Here is a 15,067-nt window from a genome sequence, read left to right on the forward strand (position 1 = left end):
GACCGCGCGGACCGCGGCAGGCTCACGTACTATCCCGAACGGCTGGCCGAGATCGTGCGCGAGAGAAGCGGTGCGGTCGACGCCGCGGTGACCGCGCGCCTCGACGACCTGCGGTCGCGTGCGGGCGTCGCCGCCGCCGATCCCGGGGCCGCCGCTCCGCTGCCGGAACCGGTGGTGCCGGACGGGCCGGAACCGCGGCACCGCGGGCTGGAGGACCGGATGACGATTCTGATCGGTGCGTCCGCCGGGCTCGGTCTGGGCCGGCTGGTGGTGTCGCCGCTGTCGATGGTGCCCGCCCTCGACATCGCGAGCATCCCGCTGACCCTCGCGCTGGGAGCCGTCGCGGCGTGGTGGCTGACGCGGTCGCGCGCGCACGTCGCCGAGCGTGCCCACGTGCGGCAGTGGGCCACCGAGGCGCTGGTGCACGTGCGGTCGCAGTGGGAGCAGTTCGTCCTCGCCCGGTTGCTGGCGGCGGAGACCCGGGGGAGTGAGGCGGTCATCGCCGAGAGCAGGGTCGCCGCCCGGGAGGTGGACGAGCGGGTCGCGCAGATAGACGGTGAACTCCGCCGGCTGGCCGCGCGGCGCAGCGGGCAGTTGTCGTCCTGCGAACGCGACCTCGCGGCGGTCGACCGGGGACTGCAGGAGGTCCGCAGGCCGGCCGGGGAACCGAATCGCCGCGGTGAACGTCTGAATACATAGGTGCCCGACCGTTGTTCGCCCGCTTTCATGTGGGATCGTGTTGAAATATCTTGATATGTCTTGTTTTGGGCGGGAAACTGGTCCGAAATACGAAGGGAGACCGCGGTGGCGACGACTGAGAGTTTTCTGGTCCCGGACGTGCCGGACCTCGATCCGAACACGTTCGGTCACGATTCCGGGCCGGTCGCGCTCACCGATCCCACCCACGACATCGACGGCGACGGCATTCTCGATACCCAGACCTTCGACGCGGGCGATGCGGTCGTCATTGCCTCCGACCTCGACTCGGACGGCGACGCAGACCATCTGACGTTGATCCACGAGGACGGCGAGTACGCGTCGTGGGAGTTTCACCGCGACGGCGACGGCGTCGTGCACTGGGAGCAGACCGATGGTGGGACTCTCGGTAACGGCTGACCACCCCGAAACCCGCACTCTAGACGCGGGAAAAGCTCCTGGCAGGGCGACTGAATCGTTTCTGTGACCATTCCAACCGCACCCGATTCCCCGAGATGGGACCCGCGGCGTTAACCTCTAGGGATAGGACACCCGGCGCCCGCGTCTTCCATGTGGCATGGACGGCCTGGCTGGACCCCGCCGAGAGGGGAAATCGGACCGTCTGGCACACGCTGCGAGGTTCTCTCAGCGGACGGCAGATGGTCCGGTTCCGGCTCACCCCAGGAGAGTTTGATGACCTCAGCGACCATTCCCGGTCTGAACGGAACTGACGGCACGCCCCCCACGGAGCACAGTGAGCTGCTCGCCTGGGTTCGAGAGGTTGCCGAACTCACTCAGCCCGACCGCGTCGTCTTCGCCGACGGCTCGGACGCAGAATGGGATCGACTGACCGAGCAGCTCGTTTCGGCCGGCACGTTCACGCGACTCAACGACGAGAAGAAGCCGAACTCGTTCGTCGGCAACTCGGACCCGTCGGACGTCGCACGCGTCGAGTCCCGCACCTACATCTGCTCGCGTGAGGAGATCGACGCCGGGCCCACCAACAACTGGATGGATCCGACGGAGATGCGGTCGCTCATGACCGACCTCTACCGCGGCAGCATGCGCGGACGCACCATGTACGTGGTGCCGTTCTGCATGGGCCCGCTCGGTGCCGACGACCCGAAGCTGGGTGTCGAGATCACCGACTCCGAGTACGTCGTCGTCTCCATGCGCATCATGACGCGCATGGGCACGGCCGCGATGGAGAAGCTGGGCAAGGACAAGCCGTTCGTGAAGGCGCTGCACTCGGTCGGCGCACCTCTCGCGGAGGGCCAGGCCGACGTCCCGTGGCCGTGCAACGACACCAAGTACATCACCCACTTCCCCGAGGACCGCGAGATCTGGAGCTACGGTTCCGGCTACGGCGGAAACGCTCTCCTCGGCAAGAAGTGCTACTCGCTGCGCATCGCGTCGGCGATGGCCCACGACGAGGGCTGGCTCGCCGAGCACATGCTGATCCTCAAGCTGATCTCCCCGGAGGACAAGCCGTACTACATCGCGGCCGCGTTCCCGAGCGCCTGCGGCAAGACCAACCTCGCGATGATCCAGCCCACCATCCCCGGATGGCGCGCCGAGACCCTCGGCGACGACATCGCGTGGATGCGCTTCGGTGAGGACGGCCGCCTGTACGCCGTCAACCCGGAGTACGGCTTCTTCGGCGTCGCGCCGGGCACCAACTACGGGTCGAACCCGAACGCGATGAAGACGCTCGAGGCCGGCAACTCGCTGTACACGAACGTCGCGCAGACCGACGACGGCGACGTCTGGTGGGAGGGCCTCGAGGGAGACCCGCAGCACCTCGTCGACTGGAAGGGCAACGAGTGGACGCCCGAGTCGGACGGTAAGGCCGCGCACCCGAACTCGCGTTACTGCACCCCGATGTCGCAGTGCCCGATCCTTGCCCCCGAGTGGGACGACCCGCAGGGTGTGCCGATCTCCGCGATCCTGTTCGGTGGACGCCGTAAGACCACGGTTCCGCTGGTCAGCGAGTCCTTCGACTGGCAGCACGGCACGTTCCTCGGTGCGACGCTGTCGTCCGAGCAGACCGCTGCCGCCGAGGGTGCCGTGGGCACCGTCCGCCGCGACCCGATGGCCATGATCCCGTTCATCGGCTACAACGCCGGTGACTACCTGAACCACTGGATCAACCTCGGCAAGCACGCGGATTCCGAGAAGCTGCCGAAGATCTTCTACGTCAACTGGTTCCGTCGCGGCGAGGACGGCCGCTTCCTGTGGCCCGGTTTCGGCGAGAACTCCCGCGTGCTGAAGTGGATCGTCGACCGCATCGAGCACAAGGCCGGCGCCGAGTCCACCCCGATCGGATTCGTTCCGACCGCAGCCGATCTGGAGCTCGGTGGGCTGGACGTCAACGCCGACGACGTCGACGAGGCGCTCAAGGTCGACGTCGACGAGTGGAAGCAGGAGCTGCCGCTCATCGAGGAATGGTTCGAGTTCCTCGGCGAGAAGGTGCCCTCCGGCATCCGTGACGAGTTCGAGGCCCTGAAGCAGCGCCTGGGCTAGTCCCTCCCCGGTGACCGAATGTCACAGTGGTTCAGTTCTCCTAAACCACTGTGACATTCGTCGTTTCGGGGGAGGTTTCCGTAGTAAACGCATACCATTCGGTTTGTAAAGGCCTCGATTCTCGAAGCTCGCACGCGACGAAAGGATTGCAGATGCAGACAGGGACCAGCAGGGGCATGAAGCGACTCGCCGGAGGGGCCGCACTCGCTGCCGCAGCCGCCGCCACCGTAGCCATGACCATGCCGGCGACCGCTTCCGCAGCGACGGAAGTGCAGCCTCCCACCGTGGTGACCGCGGTCGACGGAAGCACCCTCGACATCACCGTCACCAACCCCAACGTCCTGAATCTGCTGGACGCACAGTCCTGCGGCGCAGTGGCATTCGACGCCACCAAGCTGCCCGCGGTACTGGCCGATCCCACCGTCGTTCTCGAACCGGGATTCGTCGCGTGGGCCACCAACCCGATCGAACGCGTCCTCGCGAACGCCGCCGGCGACGCGGTCAAGACGTTCACCACCCCGGAACTTCCGGACGGCGCCTACGCGGTCCTCGGCGAATGCCTGTCGCTGACCACCGTCGCCAATCCCCAGACCACGATGCCGCAGATCGTCCTCGTCGGCGGTCCGTTGGGTGGGATGCAGTTCGGCAGTTAGGCCCTCCGGGCTCGTGCGCCTTTCTGGTAGCTGGAGCAACCGGAAAGGCGCACGGGCGGCGAAGCCGCCTACCCCGTGTAGCCGGGCGGCATGAGCACGGACTTGGTCTCGCAGAACGCCTCGAGCCCCTCCGGTCCGTTCTCGCGGCCGATGCCGGAGGCCTTGTAACCGCCGAACGGTGATCCCGGATCGAATGCGTACCAGTTGATGGCGTACGTGCCGGTGCGGATCTGCTTCGCGACGGCGAGACCGTGATCGATGTCGGTGGTGTACACCGAACCGGCGAGGCCGTAGTCGGAATCGTTGGCGATCTTGATCGCCTCGTCCTCGGAATCGTAGGGAATCACGGAGAGAACGGGCCCGAAGATCTCCTCGCGGGCGATCGTCATCGAGTTGTCGACGTCCGCGAAGATGGTCGGCTCCACGTACCAGCCCTTGTCGAGGCCCTCCGGACGGCCGCCGCCGAGCACCACGCGGGCGCCCTGTTCCTTGCCCTTGGCGATATAACCCTCGACGCGGTCGCGCTGCTTCTCGGAGATCAGCGGCCCGAGTTGCGCGGCCGGGTCGGACGGATCTCCGACGGCCATGAATCCGGCACCCGCGACGAGGGCGTCCAGCACCTCGTCGTAGCGGGACCGCGGGGCCAGGATCCGGGTCTGCGCGACGCACGCCTGCCCGGTGTTCATCAGCCCGGACATCACCAGCATCGGCATCGTGGACGCGAGGTCGGCGTCCTCGAGGATGATGGCCGCCGACTTGCCGCCCAGTTCGAGGGAGCAGCGCTTGAGGTTCTGCGCGGCGATGGCCCCGATCTTGCGGCCGACGGGACTGCTGCCGGTGAACGTGATCTTGTCGATGCCGGGATGCGAGACCAGGTATTCACCGGTCTCGGCGCCGCCGGGCAGAACGGAGATGACACCCTCGGGGACCCCGGCCTCGGCGAAGATCTCGGCGAGAACGTGTGTGAAGAGCGGGGATTCGGGTGCCGGCTTGAGCAGCACGGTGCAGCCGGCCAGCAGTGCCGGGGACAGTTTGTTGACGGCCAGGAACAGCGGGACGTTCCAGGCGAGGACCGCGGCCACCACACCGACCGGCTCCCGCAGCACCTTCGTCTGGCCGAACACGCCGGTGCGGGTCTGCTCCCACTCGAATTCGTTCGCGAGACCGGCATAGAAGTTCAGCGTCGCGAGTGACGGTGTCTGCTGCATCATCCCGACCATCGCGGGCGGCTGACCCATCTCCGACGAAATCAGCGCGTTCAGGGTCTCGCCGCGCTCCTCGATGAGCTTCGCCGCCTTCGCGAGGATCTCCCCGCGCTCCGCGGGAGTGGTCTGCGGCCACGGACCTTCGTCGAACGCCCGCCTGGCGACGGCGACGGCGTCGTCGATGTCGGCAGGCGACGCGACGGGACAGCTGCCGACGCGTTCCTCGGTGGCCGGGGAGAACACTTCGAGCACCTGGTCGGTGGCCGGGGCCACCCACTTGCCGCCGATGTAGAGCTTGTCGTAGTCGGTCATGAGTCCATTCCTCGTGTCGTTCCCCCGGTCAGGAGGCGGTGTCGGTGAAACTGTCGAATCCGTATCGTGCGTGGGGCCCGATCGCCGCGACCTCGAACAGCCCGGTCCCGACGACGGTCTCGCCGCCGTCCTCGAGCCGGAATCGGGTGAGATTGTCGACGGGGCAGAACATCCGGAGTCCCGGCTCGATCTCGGACGCCCGTTTGCGCAGTCCCTGCACCGCGAGTTCGCCCTGCCACATGCCGTGACGCCAGTCGGCTTCGAGTCCGTACCCGGTGCCGATGCCGATGTAGTTGGGAACCAGCAGGTCGCAGGTGACGGTGACGACCTCGCCCGTCGGCCGGTGGAAACTCAGCGACGCCGACGTGACGTCCCGCGTGCCGGGCTCGAATTTCAGCTCGTGTTCGGGCCGGCCCAGCCATTCGGGTTCGCGGTCGGCGTCCGGCCAGATGCGGACGGCCTCCTCGACGATGCGCCTGCCGAGTTCGTCCTCCTGCAGGACGACGGAGACGGCACAGTCGTCGAACTGCATCACCGAGTAGATCCAGAAGAAGTTCTGAATCCCGTCGACCGCCCGCCGTCCGGGAGGCTCGGACTCGCCGACGGGGCGCACTCCCCACGACCGGTCGCGGTTGCCGCGCCAGGTGTCGGGGGTGACGGGGCGGGACTCGCCGTCGATCATGAGTTCGCCTGCCCAGGTGCCGGTCTGGACGAAGCGGCTGGTGTCGAAGGTGACGCGCTCGAGTTGCCTGCGGAAGTGGCGGGGCTCGAGCGTCGCGGGGATCGCGCCGTCGAAGGTGAGGTCGAAGGAGAGGTCGTAGTCGCCCGGTGCGAGCACCACGCGCAGGCGTTGCAGCCCCTCGAGGACCTCGACGCGGAACGGACCGACGGTGCTCTCGGAGCGGTCGTGGCACAGGGCCGCCGACCCGCGGACGACGATGTGGTCGTCGCCGCGGCGGAGCACGGCGAACGCGTCCGTGACCCCGAGGTTGGGGTACTGGCCGAGACCGATGATGAGGAACAGGTCGGATTCGTCGGAGGGATAGCAGTTGAAGTAGTAGCGGTCGTAGAAGTTGCGGTCGGACGTCGCGACGCGCCGGATGGGTTCGGCCACCTGATGGATGGGGTAGTCGTCCATCGGGGACAGCGGGTTTCCGGCGTAGTCGGCGGTCATCGGATCTTCTCCCAGTACGTGCCGTCGAGCATCGCCTCGAGCGAGGCCCGGTGCATGATCATGTCGTCCGGATCCTCGGGGGCGACGGCCTGACCGAAGTGGATGGCGCGCTCCTGGATCCGCAGCATGATCGTGGCCTGCCGCAGGGCCGCGTAGGCGGTGTAGTACTCGAGATCGCGGGGCGTGTGGCCCGTAAGTTCCTCGTACAGGGCGGCGAGGTCGTCGAGGCGCAGGAAGTCGGGCATCCCGTCGAGTCCGGCGGACGCGGCGATGTCCTCGAAGAACCGGTGCAGGTACGTCATCCAGCCCAGGTCGAGTTCGCGGGGCCCGAGCGTGGCCATCTCCCAGTCGAGTACGGCCACGGGCCGGAAGTCCTCGAACATCATGTTGCCGATGCGGGCGTCGCCCCAGCAGAAGACGGCGGGGGAGGAGTCGTCGGGGAGGTTCTCCTCCATCCACGCGAAGCCGCGTTCGATCAGCGGGGACCGAGGACCCGACTGGGTCGTCCATTCGTAGTAGTCGCGTTGCTGCCGGAGGTGCGCGGCGAGCGCCTCGGTGACGGTGGGGCCGGCGCCGGGCAGTCGCAGGAACGCGAACCGCTCCCACGGCCGGTCGATGTCGTGCAGTTGCGCAAGCACATTCACGGCGCTGTGCTGCAGAACCGCACGCTGCTCCTCGGTCGCCTCCGTCACCCACGACCCGAAGTTGTAGGGCATCACGTCCGGCGGGACCTGCCCCGAGACGCGGGCCATGACGAAGAACGGGGCGCCCAGGGGTCCGGGGTCGGGTTCGGACCAGTAGACGACCGGGACCGGGACGGCGGAGTGCTCCCGGACCTGCGTCATCGCCCGGAACTGTCCGTCGAGGTCGTAGTCGGGGAAGACGGGCATCGTCGTGTCGGCGGGCGCGACGCGTGCGACCAGTGGGTGCACTTCGCCCGACCAGGTGGCGTCGAACAGGATGGTCTCGCTCGACATCCCGTTGGCGTCGGGGAGATGGACGTGCGTGACTTCGGGTGCGGCGTCGGCCGGCACTTGCGCGGCCAGCCAGCGCTGCAGCGCCTCCCGCAGCACCTCCGGATCGCGACGGGAGTCACTGGGCCTGGCAACTTCGGATCGGTGATCGGAGTCGTCGGCAGATCGGGTTGCGCTCGTGCTCACGGTCACCTCCTCTCCTGAACGTGGTGTGACCCTGAACACTAGAACACGTTACAGAATTTCGGAACAGGTGAGGAGATTCCGCTGCGTCAGCCGTCGCCGCCGGCCAGGACTGCCGCCCCGGCGAGCGTGCCCGAGGCGCCGAGTTCCGCGGGCACCACCCGCAGATCGGCGACGAAGGACAACCGGGCGTGACGGGCCGCGGCCCGGCGCATCGGTTCCCACAACGGCGGCCCGGCCTGCGCGAATCCGCCGCCGATCACCGCGAGATCCACGTCGAGGAGGGCCGCGGCCGACGCGATGGCCTGCCCCAGCGCGGTCCCCGCGCGGTCGAGGGCGGCCACCGCGACCTCGTCACCATCCGCGGCGGCCCGCGCCAGTTCGACGCCCGTCGTCCCGCGCCATCCGCGGGAGCGTGCCCAGCGCACGGACGACGGTCCGCTGGCGACCGTCTCCAGGCACCCGACCCCGCCGCACGTGCACGGGTCGGTCCCGCCGGGAACCACCATGTGACCGATGTGTCCCGCGTTGCCGGTCCGGCCGGTGGCGATGCGGCCGCCGAGGACCACCCCGCCGCCGATGCCGGTGGACACGACGAGGCTCAGCAGGTCGGGGGCGCCTCGACCGGCACCGTGACGATGCTCGCCGAGAGCGGCCGCGGCGCCGTCCATCGCCAGTCGCGCGGGGACACCCGGGAAGAGTTCCTGCACCGCGCCGCCCAGGCCGAATCCGCCCGCCCACTCCGCGATGTTGATCGGTGACACGGTGCCGGCGACCGTGTCGACCGGTCCCGCGCACGCGATGCCGACCGACGTGATCTTCGCGTCTCCCGCGACCTTCCGCAGCAGCGCGGCGCACGCGTCCGCGACTCCGATCGCCGGCGTGGGAGTGGTCGCGGGATGCGGCACCGAACCGTGCGCGTCGACGATCCCGGCGGCGATCTTGGTGCCTCCGATGTCGAGTGCCAGCGCGACCACGGTCAGCGCTTCCGCATCACGAGAACGAGGTTGCTCACCAGGAACTCGCGCACTCCGGGAACCCGCACCATCCACCACGCCCAGCGCGGGTGATAGCGGGGGAAGGCGGCCAGCAGGTCCGCGTCCGGGGTGCGCCGAGCCCACCGAAGCCCTTCGGTCGCACCCACTTTGAACAGGGACACACCGTAGCGGTTCTTGGGATCGCGGCCATTCTTGCGCAGGTAGCGCCGGGCGGCGTACTCGCCGCCCAGGGCATGCCACGGCCCGGTCTCGTGACCGCCGAACGGGCCCCACCACAACGTGTACGACAGCACCATCAGACCGCCGGGCTTCGTCACGCGGATCATCTCCTCTGCCATTGCCCACGGTTCGCTGACGTGTTCGGCGACGTTGGAGGAGAAGCAGATGTCCACCGACGACGTCCGGAACGGCAGCGCCAGCCCCGACCCACGCACCGCGCCGCCCACGGCGAGCCCAGCGGCGTGCATCTCGGACGGATCCGGTTCGACGGGAACGTACCGGGCGCCGGCCTGCTGGAACACGTCCGCGAAGTAGCCGGGGCCGCCGCCGACGTCGAGGACCGTCGTACCGGTGAGATCCGCGTCGGTCAGACCGCCCCACAGGTCGCCGATCAGTTCGACGGAGTCGCGGGCGAGGGCGCCGTAGAACAGGTCGGGCGCGGTCTGTTCGTGCCGGAAGTCGCTGAGCAGGCCGAACGACCTCTTCAGGGTTGCCCGTCGACCGAATCGCCGGGTCACGGGAGGCGTCGTCACGAGACTGAACCTTAGCGAGTGCAGCCCGCGGGACGGCAATCCGTGCGTGGTGGCTGCAACATCCGGCGGAATGCGACCGATAGGGTGTTCGGGGACTACCGCGCGGAACGTCCCGCCCCGAGACCACGAGTACCGCACCGACCACAGGAGTTCATGAACGTGCGAGAGGTTCTGCTGCTCTGCTGGCGCGACACCGGTCACCCGCAGGGTGGCGGCAGTGAGCGGTACCTCGAGGAGGTCGGCGCGCAACTCGCGGCGCGGGGCATCAAGGTCACTCTCCGCACCGCCGGTTACCGCGGCGCCGCCAAGAAGGAGACCGTCGACGGCATCGAGATCAGCCGGGCGGGCGGACGGTACAGCGTCTACCCCCGCGCCCTCGCCGCGATCGCCGCCGGACGGCTCGGGTTCGGGCCGCTCCGCGGCATCCGGCCCGACGCCGTCATCGACACCCAGAACGGCATCCCGTTCTTCTCCCGCGTCGTCGCCGGCGCACCCGTGACGCTGCTCGTCCATCACTGCCACCGCGAGCAGTGGCCGGTGGCGGGCCGCTTGATGGGCAAGATCGGCTGGTGGGTGGAATCCCGGCTGTCGCCGCGCACGCATCGCGACGACCAGTACCTCACCGTGTCGCTGCCGTCGGCCGACGAACTCGTCGAACTGGGAGTGGAGCGCGAGCGGATCGCGGTGGTGCGCAACGGCGCCGACGACATCCCCCTCGACGTGGAGATCGGCGGCGCGGGCACGAGGACCGCGCACCCCAGTGTGTGCGTGCTGTCACGGCTCGTGCCGCACAAGCAGATCGAGGACGCCCTCGAGGCCGTGGCCGCCCTGCGCCCCACTATCGCCGACGTGCATCTCGACGTCATCGGTGGCGGCTGGTGGGAGCAGAACCTCCGCGACCGCGCGCACGAGCTGGGCATCGGCGACGCCGTCACGTTCCACGGGCACGTCGACGAGACCCGCAAACACCAGTTGCTGTCGCAGTCCTGGGTGCACGTGATGCCGTCCCGCAAGGAGGGCTGGGGTCTGGCCGTCATCGAGTCCGCGCAGCACGGCGTCCCGACCGTCGGCTACCGCAGCTCCAAAGGGTTGACGGATTCGATCGTCGACGGCGTGACCGGGGTTCTGGTCGGCAAGGCGGAAGCGGCGACGGCCGATGTCGCCGACCTGACCGCGGCGGTCAAGACGCTCCTGCTCGAGCCCGAGACCCGCACGGTGCTCGGCGAGAAGGCACGCGTCCGGGCCGGTGAGTTCTCCTGGAAGCACACCGGGAACGGCGTCCACGAGGTACTGGCGGGCACGGCCGCGGGCCTGCGCACGTCAGGTTTGGTGTCGCCGGCGCCGGCGCGTCCGGGCCTCGAGCGCGCCAGCGCCGAGTAGACCGCCTGCCAGCAGCATCGCCCACAGCACGTGGGCCGCGACCACCGTCGCGCGCGCCCGTGCGGACGCCTCGTGCGGCGCGACGTCGCCGTCGACGCGGTACAGCTCCAGATGCTCGTCCGAGAACTGCCGCTCCAGACCGGCCAGGGTGGTCGCGGATTCGCCGCGCGGTCCGGGCGTGTCGCGCTCGACCAGAACCCATCGGACGCCCAGCGCCGCGAGATCGGCGGCGGAACCGCCGGTGAGCAGCACCCGTTCGACCTGCTGCCCCCGGGACCCCTCGCCCTCGACGCTGCCGCCGGCCACCACCAGCTCGCCGGTCTGCAGGACGTCCTCCGGCAGCATTCTCGGGGCGGGGTCCAGGACGGGAGCGGAACTGCTGTAGGGGAACTTGCGGAACATGCCGGTGGGCAGGACTGCGACGTCCCCGCTGTTCGGGTCGCTGTCCAGTTGGGAGGCCACCTGCTGCCACGACGGCGGATAGTGGACCGGGCGCAGGGCGCCGCCGACGCCCCACGCGAGGTCGGGGAGGGCGAGCAGCACGATCAGGACTGCCGAGACCGACCAGGTGACGGGGCGCCTCAGCACGGCGGCCGCAGCGGCGAGCGCATACAGCGGCGCCGCGAGCGCCACCCACTTCTGCGCGTCCCGGAGCAACCCGGCGCCAGGGATGTGCTGCACCGACCAGCGGCCCGCGTCGAGACCCCACGCCGTCGCGCCGAGCGTGGGCAGCAGCACCGCGAGCAGTGCGAGCACGGTCAGCGCGGCCACCGCCGGATGCCGTCGCCGCCGCCACAGCGCGGGCAGGCCACACAGCACGACACCGAGCAGCAGGACCGTTCCCACCACGGCGAACAGCGTGGTCCGGGTCTGCGGGACGGCGGTCTCGTTCCACACGCCGCCGAGCCCGGCGAGACTGCCGAGCGTCGCCAGTCCCGGCTCGGCGCGGGCCGCGAACGCCGCGACCCCGGCCGGATCGGAGCCGTCCCCACCGCCGCCGGACAGGGCCGTGGCCACCAGCCACGGCGCGCTCGCGGCGAAGAACAGGCCCAGCGCACCCGTCAGACGCCGCCACCGGCGGGAACGTCCACCCGGGCAGGCGAGGACGGCCACCGCCGTGACTGCCGCGAGCAACACCCCGGTCGGGGTCAGACCAGCCGCGGCGAGGCAGGCCGCGAGCGCGAACCACCCCCGGCCCCGGCCCCGCCGGATCGCGACGGCCGCGCACACCGTCCACGGCAGCGCCGCGTACCCCGTCAGCAGACTCCAGTGACCCTGCAGCAGTCGCTCGGCGACGTACGGGTTCCATACCGTCACCGTCGCGGCCACGAGTTGCGGTCCGAGCCCGGCGGTCGGCAGGACGGTCCGGACCATGCGGGCCGCGCCCCAACCCGCCGCCCACAGCGCGAGCAGCAGGATCGCCTTCACCACCAGGCCGCCGTCGACGAACGTGCTCAGCGCGGCAAGGAGAGCGTCCTGCGGCACCGCCCGCGCGGCGGCATCCGTGAGACCGAGCGCCGAGTCCGTGAGATACGAGCGGGGAGTGCTCACCGCATCACGCAGCAGCAGGTAACCGGGGCCGAGCAGCGGACCGAGGACGAGTAACGCCAGGACGAGGCTGTAGACCGCCGCCACGAACGGTGCTCGGCGCCGGACGGTCATGGGCCGTCACGATACGTGGTGCATCGACCCGGCCCGCACGGCACGTAGTGCATCATGGGCGAATGCCACGCCAGACCCTCACCAGCTCGGCGGTCGCCGGGGTGACGATGGTGACGGCGGGCTCGATGACCGCGAATATCGCGTCCTACCTGCTTGCGTGGGCAGCGAGCGCCTGGCTCGGCCCCGCCGGCTACGGGGAGTTCGCGAGTCTGCTGGCCGCCCAACTCGTCCTCGCCGTCCCCGCGCTCGCACTGCAGACCGTCGTCGCCCGCGAGGTGGTCCGGGGCAAGGGCGCCCACGCGCTTCGGCTGCTGGGGTACCGCTGCGCGCTGATCGTCGCGGTCGCGGCGATGCTGCTCGCACCACTCGTGTCGTGGGCTCTCGACACCGGCATGCTTGCCACGTTCTCGGCGCTCGTCACGGCTCCCGTCCTCGTCCTGCTCGCCACCGAACAGGGACTGCTGCAGGGCGCTGCCCGGTTCGGTCCGCTCAGCGTCGTCCTCGCCGGAGCCGGTATCGCGAAGGTCGTTCCCGCGGTCGTGGTGCTCGCCGTCGGCGCCGGGCCGGGACTCGCCCTCGCCGCCAGCGCGGTCGGCACCGGCCTGGTGGCCCTGTGCGCGCGACTGTTCGCCGATTCCGGCATCACCGGGGAGTCGAGCACCCGGATCGGCGTCGCGGCCGTGCTGAAGGCGTCGCAGGTGCAACTGGCGCTGATCGCGCTGTCGTCCATGGACCTCGTGATCGCCCGCATCGTGCTCAGCAACGACGATGCAGGTCTGTACGCGCTGGGTGCCGTCGCCACGAAGGCCGCGTTCTGGCTGCCGCAGGCCGTCGGGGTGGTGCTCTACCCGCGGATGGCGAATCCCGCGCACTCCGCCCAGGCGATCCGCTCGGCGCTCGCCGTCCTCGTCGGACTCGGCGCGGTGCTCGTCGCGGGCGTTGCGGTGGCCGCCCCCCTCGTCCCGCTCCTCGTCGGCGACGCGTACCGGCCCGTGCAGTCGCTGCTGTGGATGTTCGCGCTGCACGGCGCGTGCCTGGCCGTCCTGCAGAGTGCCCTGCTGTCCGCCATCGCGGGGGAGCGGACGCACCTCGCCGTCATCGCCTGGATCGGGCTGGCCGTCGAGATGACCGCCATGCTGACCCTCGCGTCCACGATCGGCGAGTTCATCGCCGTCGCCGTGACGGTCGCGTCGAGCACCGCCCTGGTCGCGAGTCTCTTCGCCGTGCGCAGCGCGCGGCGTGACGCACCCCGGACTATCTGACATCGGTCCGGTCCGACAGGACCCCGACACGCCCTGACACGACGAAGGGGACCTCGGTGAGATACCGAGGTCCCCTTCGCACCGGACTACGTGGCGTCCGACTGTAATGCTCTACCGCTCGTCGTACCGGCGCGGATCCGCGACGGGAATCTCTTCCGTCTTGTCCGTCGTCCAGTCGTGCTGCTCCGTGGGAGCCTCCGACTTGCCCAGGTCGACGTGGCGTCCACCGCCGCTCTGCGGGTAGTCGCCACCGTCGGCCGGTGCGGGCTGCTTGCCCTTGCCGCCGCGCAGACCGAGGAACAATCCGGCGATCAGGGCGATGAGACCGAGGACGCCGGCGATGATCGGCACGGTGCGACCGAACGTGCTGAGCTTGTCCATGCCGTCCTTGGCCTGCTGGACCTGGTACTCGATGGTCTGCTCGTTGAACGGCAGTTCCACCTTCAGGACGTCGATCTCCGGCTTGTCCTTGTTGCGGGCGTAGTACTGGTGCAGCTGCTCCTGGCCCTTGACGACGACACCGGTCTCGGGCTCCACCCACAGGTCACGCACGTTGGTGTACCAGCGGGTCATCGTGACGGGGAGGGTGCCACCGGGGACGCCCCAGGCTTCGGCGGGCAGCGTCAGCTTGTTGGTGGGCGAGTTGACGACCTTCGACAGGTCGACGGGGGCGATCGTCTGGCTGTAGTGGTACACCTTCAGGCCGTTGATCTCCGTCTCCTCGACGAAGTCGATGTCCTGGGTGGCGCGCGCGTTCAGGTCGAAGTAGGGGTAGCTCTGCTTCTTCGAATCGAACGGGAACTTGTACTGCAGTCCGTCGCGCGGAACTTCCTCGGCAGGCTGGTTGGGCTGTGTCTGGATGGTGCCCACCGGGTCGTTGGTCGGCATCGACGTCTTGCGGTCGACGGTGTTGCGGTCGACGATCGCGGACAGCAGTCCGGTGTCGCCCTGCTTGTCGGTGCGCCGCAGCGTCTGCCCCGCCTGGAGAGTGACGACGTCCGCGTTCGCGGGGTCCTCGGTGGTGACGTAACGCTGTGACACCAGTGGAACGTTCGTGTTGACTTCGGCCTTGCCTGCGAGAAGAGACTGCGAGTTGAGCACGCTGCCGGAACCTTCGGCGATCGTGGTCACTTCGAGGTCCAACGGCGTCTTCGCCAATTTGCCCACCGTGTAGGTGGGAATGAGAATGGCGACGGCCAAGAGGAAGGCACCGAGGCCCACCAGAATGCAAGCAAGTATCCGGCTCGGCCCTGAGCGCTCCGCCATGCTTTCTCTCCTAACCCAATTCTGTCG

At 69.3% G+C, this 15,067-nt stretch carries 12 protein-coding genes and 1 pseudogene; 6 read left to right on the forward strand and 7 right to left on the reverse strand.

Features of this window, described 5'->3' with window-relative positions:
* The 4 genes and pseudogenes from MLGJGCBP_RS36160 to MLGJGCBP_RS36175 all read left to right on the forward strand — a co-directional run.
* A pseudogene (locus MLGJGCBP_RS36160) lies at positions 1-699 on the forward strand (hypothetical protein); the annotation flags it as partial.
* Between the two features lie 105 nt (positions 700-804).
* Positions 805-1,116 (forward strand): DUF6802 family protein, encoded by a 312-nt coding sequence (locus MLGJGCBP_RS36165; RefSeq protein WP_087555008.1) that lies wholly within the window; start codon positions 805-807, stop codon positions 1,114-1,116.
* 273 nt (positions 1,117-1,389) lie between these two features.
* Positions 1,390-3,219 carry a phosphoenolpyruvate carboxykinase (GTP) gene (locus tag MLGJGCBP_RS36170; protein ID WP_160101938.1) on the forward strand — a complete coding sequence of 610 codons (1,830 nt, stop codon included), beginning with the start codon at positions 1,390-1,392 and terminating at the stop codon, positions 3,217-3,219.
* A 152-nt stretch (positions 3,220-3,371) separates the two neighbouring features.
* Entirely contained in the window at positions 3,372-3,872 is a 501-nt protein-coding gene (locus MLGJGCBP_RS36175) for a hypothetical protein (protein ID WP_236581567.1), read from the forward strand.
* Between the two features lie 68 nt (positions 3,873-3,940).
* Here MLGJGCBP_RS36175 and MLGJGCBP_RS36180 read toward each other — a convergent pair whose 3' ends face one another.
* The 5 genes from MLGJGCBP_RS36180 to MLGJGCBP_RS36200 form a co-directional block, all read right to left on the reverse strand.
* Positions 3,941-5,389 (reverse strand): aldehyde dehydrogenase, encoded by a 1,449-nt coding sequence (locus tag MLGJGCBP_RS36180; protein WP_160101940.1) that lies wholly within the window; start codon positions 5,387-5,389, stop codon positions 3,941-3,943.
* Between the two features lie 28 nt (positions 5,390-5,417).
* Positions 5,418-6,563, reverse strand: a complete 1,146-nt coding sequence (locus tag MLGJGCBP_RS36185; protein ID WP_160101942.1) for a hypothetical protein — start codon at positions 6,561-6,563, stop codon at positions 5,418-5,420.
* On the reverse strand, positions 6,560-7,729 hold the full coding sequence (locus tag MLGJGCBP_RS36190; RefSeq protein ID WP_160101944.1) for a phosphotransferase family protein: 1,170 nt from the start codon (positions 7,727-7,729) through the stop codon (positions 6,560-6,562). Before MLGJGCBP_RS36190 ends, MLGJGCBP_RS36185 begins: the two co-directional genes overlap by 4 nt.
* A gap of 80 nt (positions 7,730-7,809) precedes the next feature.
* A complete protein-coding gene (locus tag MLGJGCBP_RS36195) occupies positions 7,810-8,697 on the reverse strand; it encodes an ROK family protein (protein WP_160101946.1) in 888 nt (295 codons plus the stop codon).
* Positions 8,698-8,699: 2 nt separating this feature from the next.
* Positions 8,700-9,455 carry a class I SAM-dependent methyltransferase gene (locus MLGJGCBP_RS36200; protein WP_160101980.1) on the reverse strand — a complete coding sequence of 252 codons (756 nt, stop codon included), beginning with the start codon at positions 9,453-9,455 and terminating at the stop codon, positions 8,700-8,702.
* Positions 9,456-9,629: 174 nt separating this feature from the next.
* Here MLGJGCBP_RS36200 and MLGJGCBP_RS36205 point away from each other — a divergent pair, with 174 nt between their 5' ends.
* A complete protein-coding gene (locus MLGJGCBP_RS36205; protein WP_160101982.1) occupies positions 9,630-10,850 on the forward strand; it encodes a glycosyltransferase family 4 protein in 1,221 nt (406 codons plus the stop codon).
* Here MLGJGCBP_RS36205 and MLGJGCBP_RS36210 read toward each other — a convergent pair.
* Positions 10,791-12,512: a hypothetical protein gene (locus MLGJGCBP_RS36210; RefSeq protein ID WP_160101948.1), complete on the reverse strand. Its 1,722-nt coding sequence runs from the start codon at positions 12,510-12,512 to the stop codon at positions 10,791-10,793. The two genes, MLGJGCBP_RS36205 and MLGJGCBP_RS36210, sit on opposite strands and share 60 nt — an antisense overlap.
* A gap of 62 nt (positions 12,513-12,574) precedes the next feature.
* On the opposite strand from MLGJGCBP_RS36210, the gene MLGJGCBP_RS36215 reads away from it, so the two are divergent.
* Positions 12,575-13,774, forward strand: coding sequence for a polysaccharide biosynthesis protein (locus tag MLGJGCBP_RS36215; protein ID WP_160101950.1), 1,200 nt, complete (start codon positions 12,575-12,577; stop codon positions 13,772-13,774).
* A 111-nt stretch (positions 13,775-13,885) separates the two neighbouring features.
* Here the strand turns inward: MLGJGCBP_RS36215 and MLGJGCBP_RS36220 are convergent, their stop codons facing one another.
* Complete coding sequence (locus tag MLGJGCBP_RS36220) at positions 13,886-15,040, reverse strand: DUF3068 domain-containing protein (protein WP_160101952.1); 1,155 nt, start codon at positions 15,038-15,040, stop codon at positions 13,886-13,888.
* Positions 15,041-15,067: the final 27 nt, after the last annotated feature.

The sequence above is a fragment of the Rhodococcus sp. T7 genome, from assembly GCF_009872365.1.
GTDB lineage: Bacteria > Actinomycetota > Actinomycetes > Mycobacteriales > Mycobacteriaceae > Rhodococcus_F.

Excerpts from the sequence above, each read along its gene's own strand:
- MLGJGCBP_RS36180 (WP_160101940.1), bottom strand. The coding sequence starts at position 5,389 with ATGACCGACTACGACAAGCTCTACATCGGCGGCAAGTGGGTGGCCCCG.
- MLGJGCBP_RS36175 (WP_236581567.1), top strand. The coding sequence starts at position 3,372 with ATGCAGACAGGGACCAGCAGGGGCATGAAGCGACTCGCCGGAGGGGCC.
- MLGJGCBP_RS36170 (WP_160101938.1), top strand. The coding sequence starts at position 1,390 with ATGACCTCAGCGACCATTCCCGGTCTGAACGGAACTGACGGCACGCCC.
- MLGJGCBP_RS36220 (WP_160101952.1), bottom strand. The coding sequence starts at position 15,040 with ATGGCGGAGCGCTCAGGGCCGAGCCGGATACTTGCTTGCATTCTGGTG.
- MLGJGCBP_RS36215 (WP_160101950.1), top strand. The coding sequence starts at position 12,575 with ATGCCACGCCAGACCCTCACCAGCTCGGCGGTCGCCGGGGTGACGATG.
- MLGJGCBP_RS36185 (WP_160101942.1), bottom strand. The coding sequence starts at position 6,563 with ATGACCGCCGACTACGCCGGAAACCCGCTGTCCCCGATGGACGACTAC.
- MLGJGCBP_RS36210 (WP_160101948.1), bottom strand. The coding sequence starts at position 12,512 with ATGACCGTCCGGCGCCGAGCACCGTTCGTGGCGGCGGTCTACAGCCTC.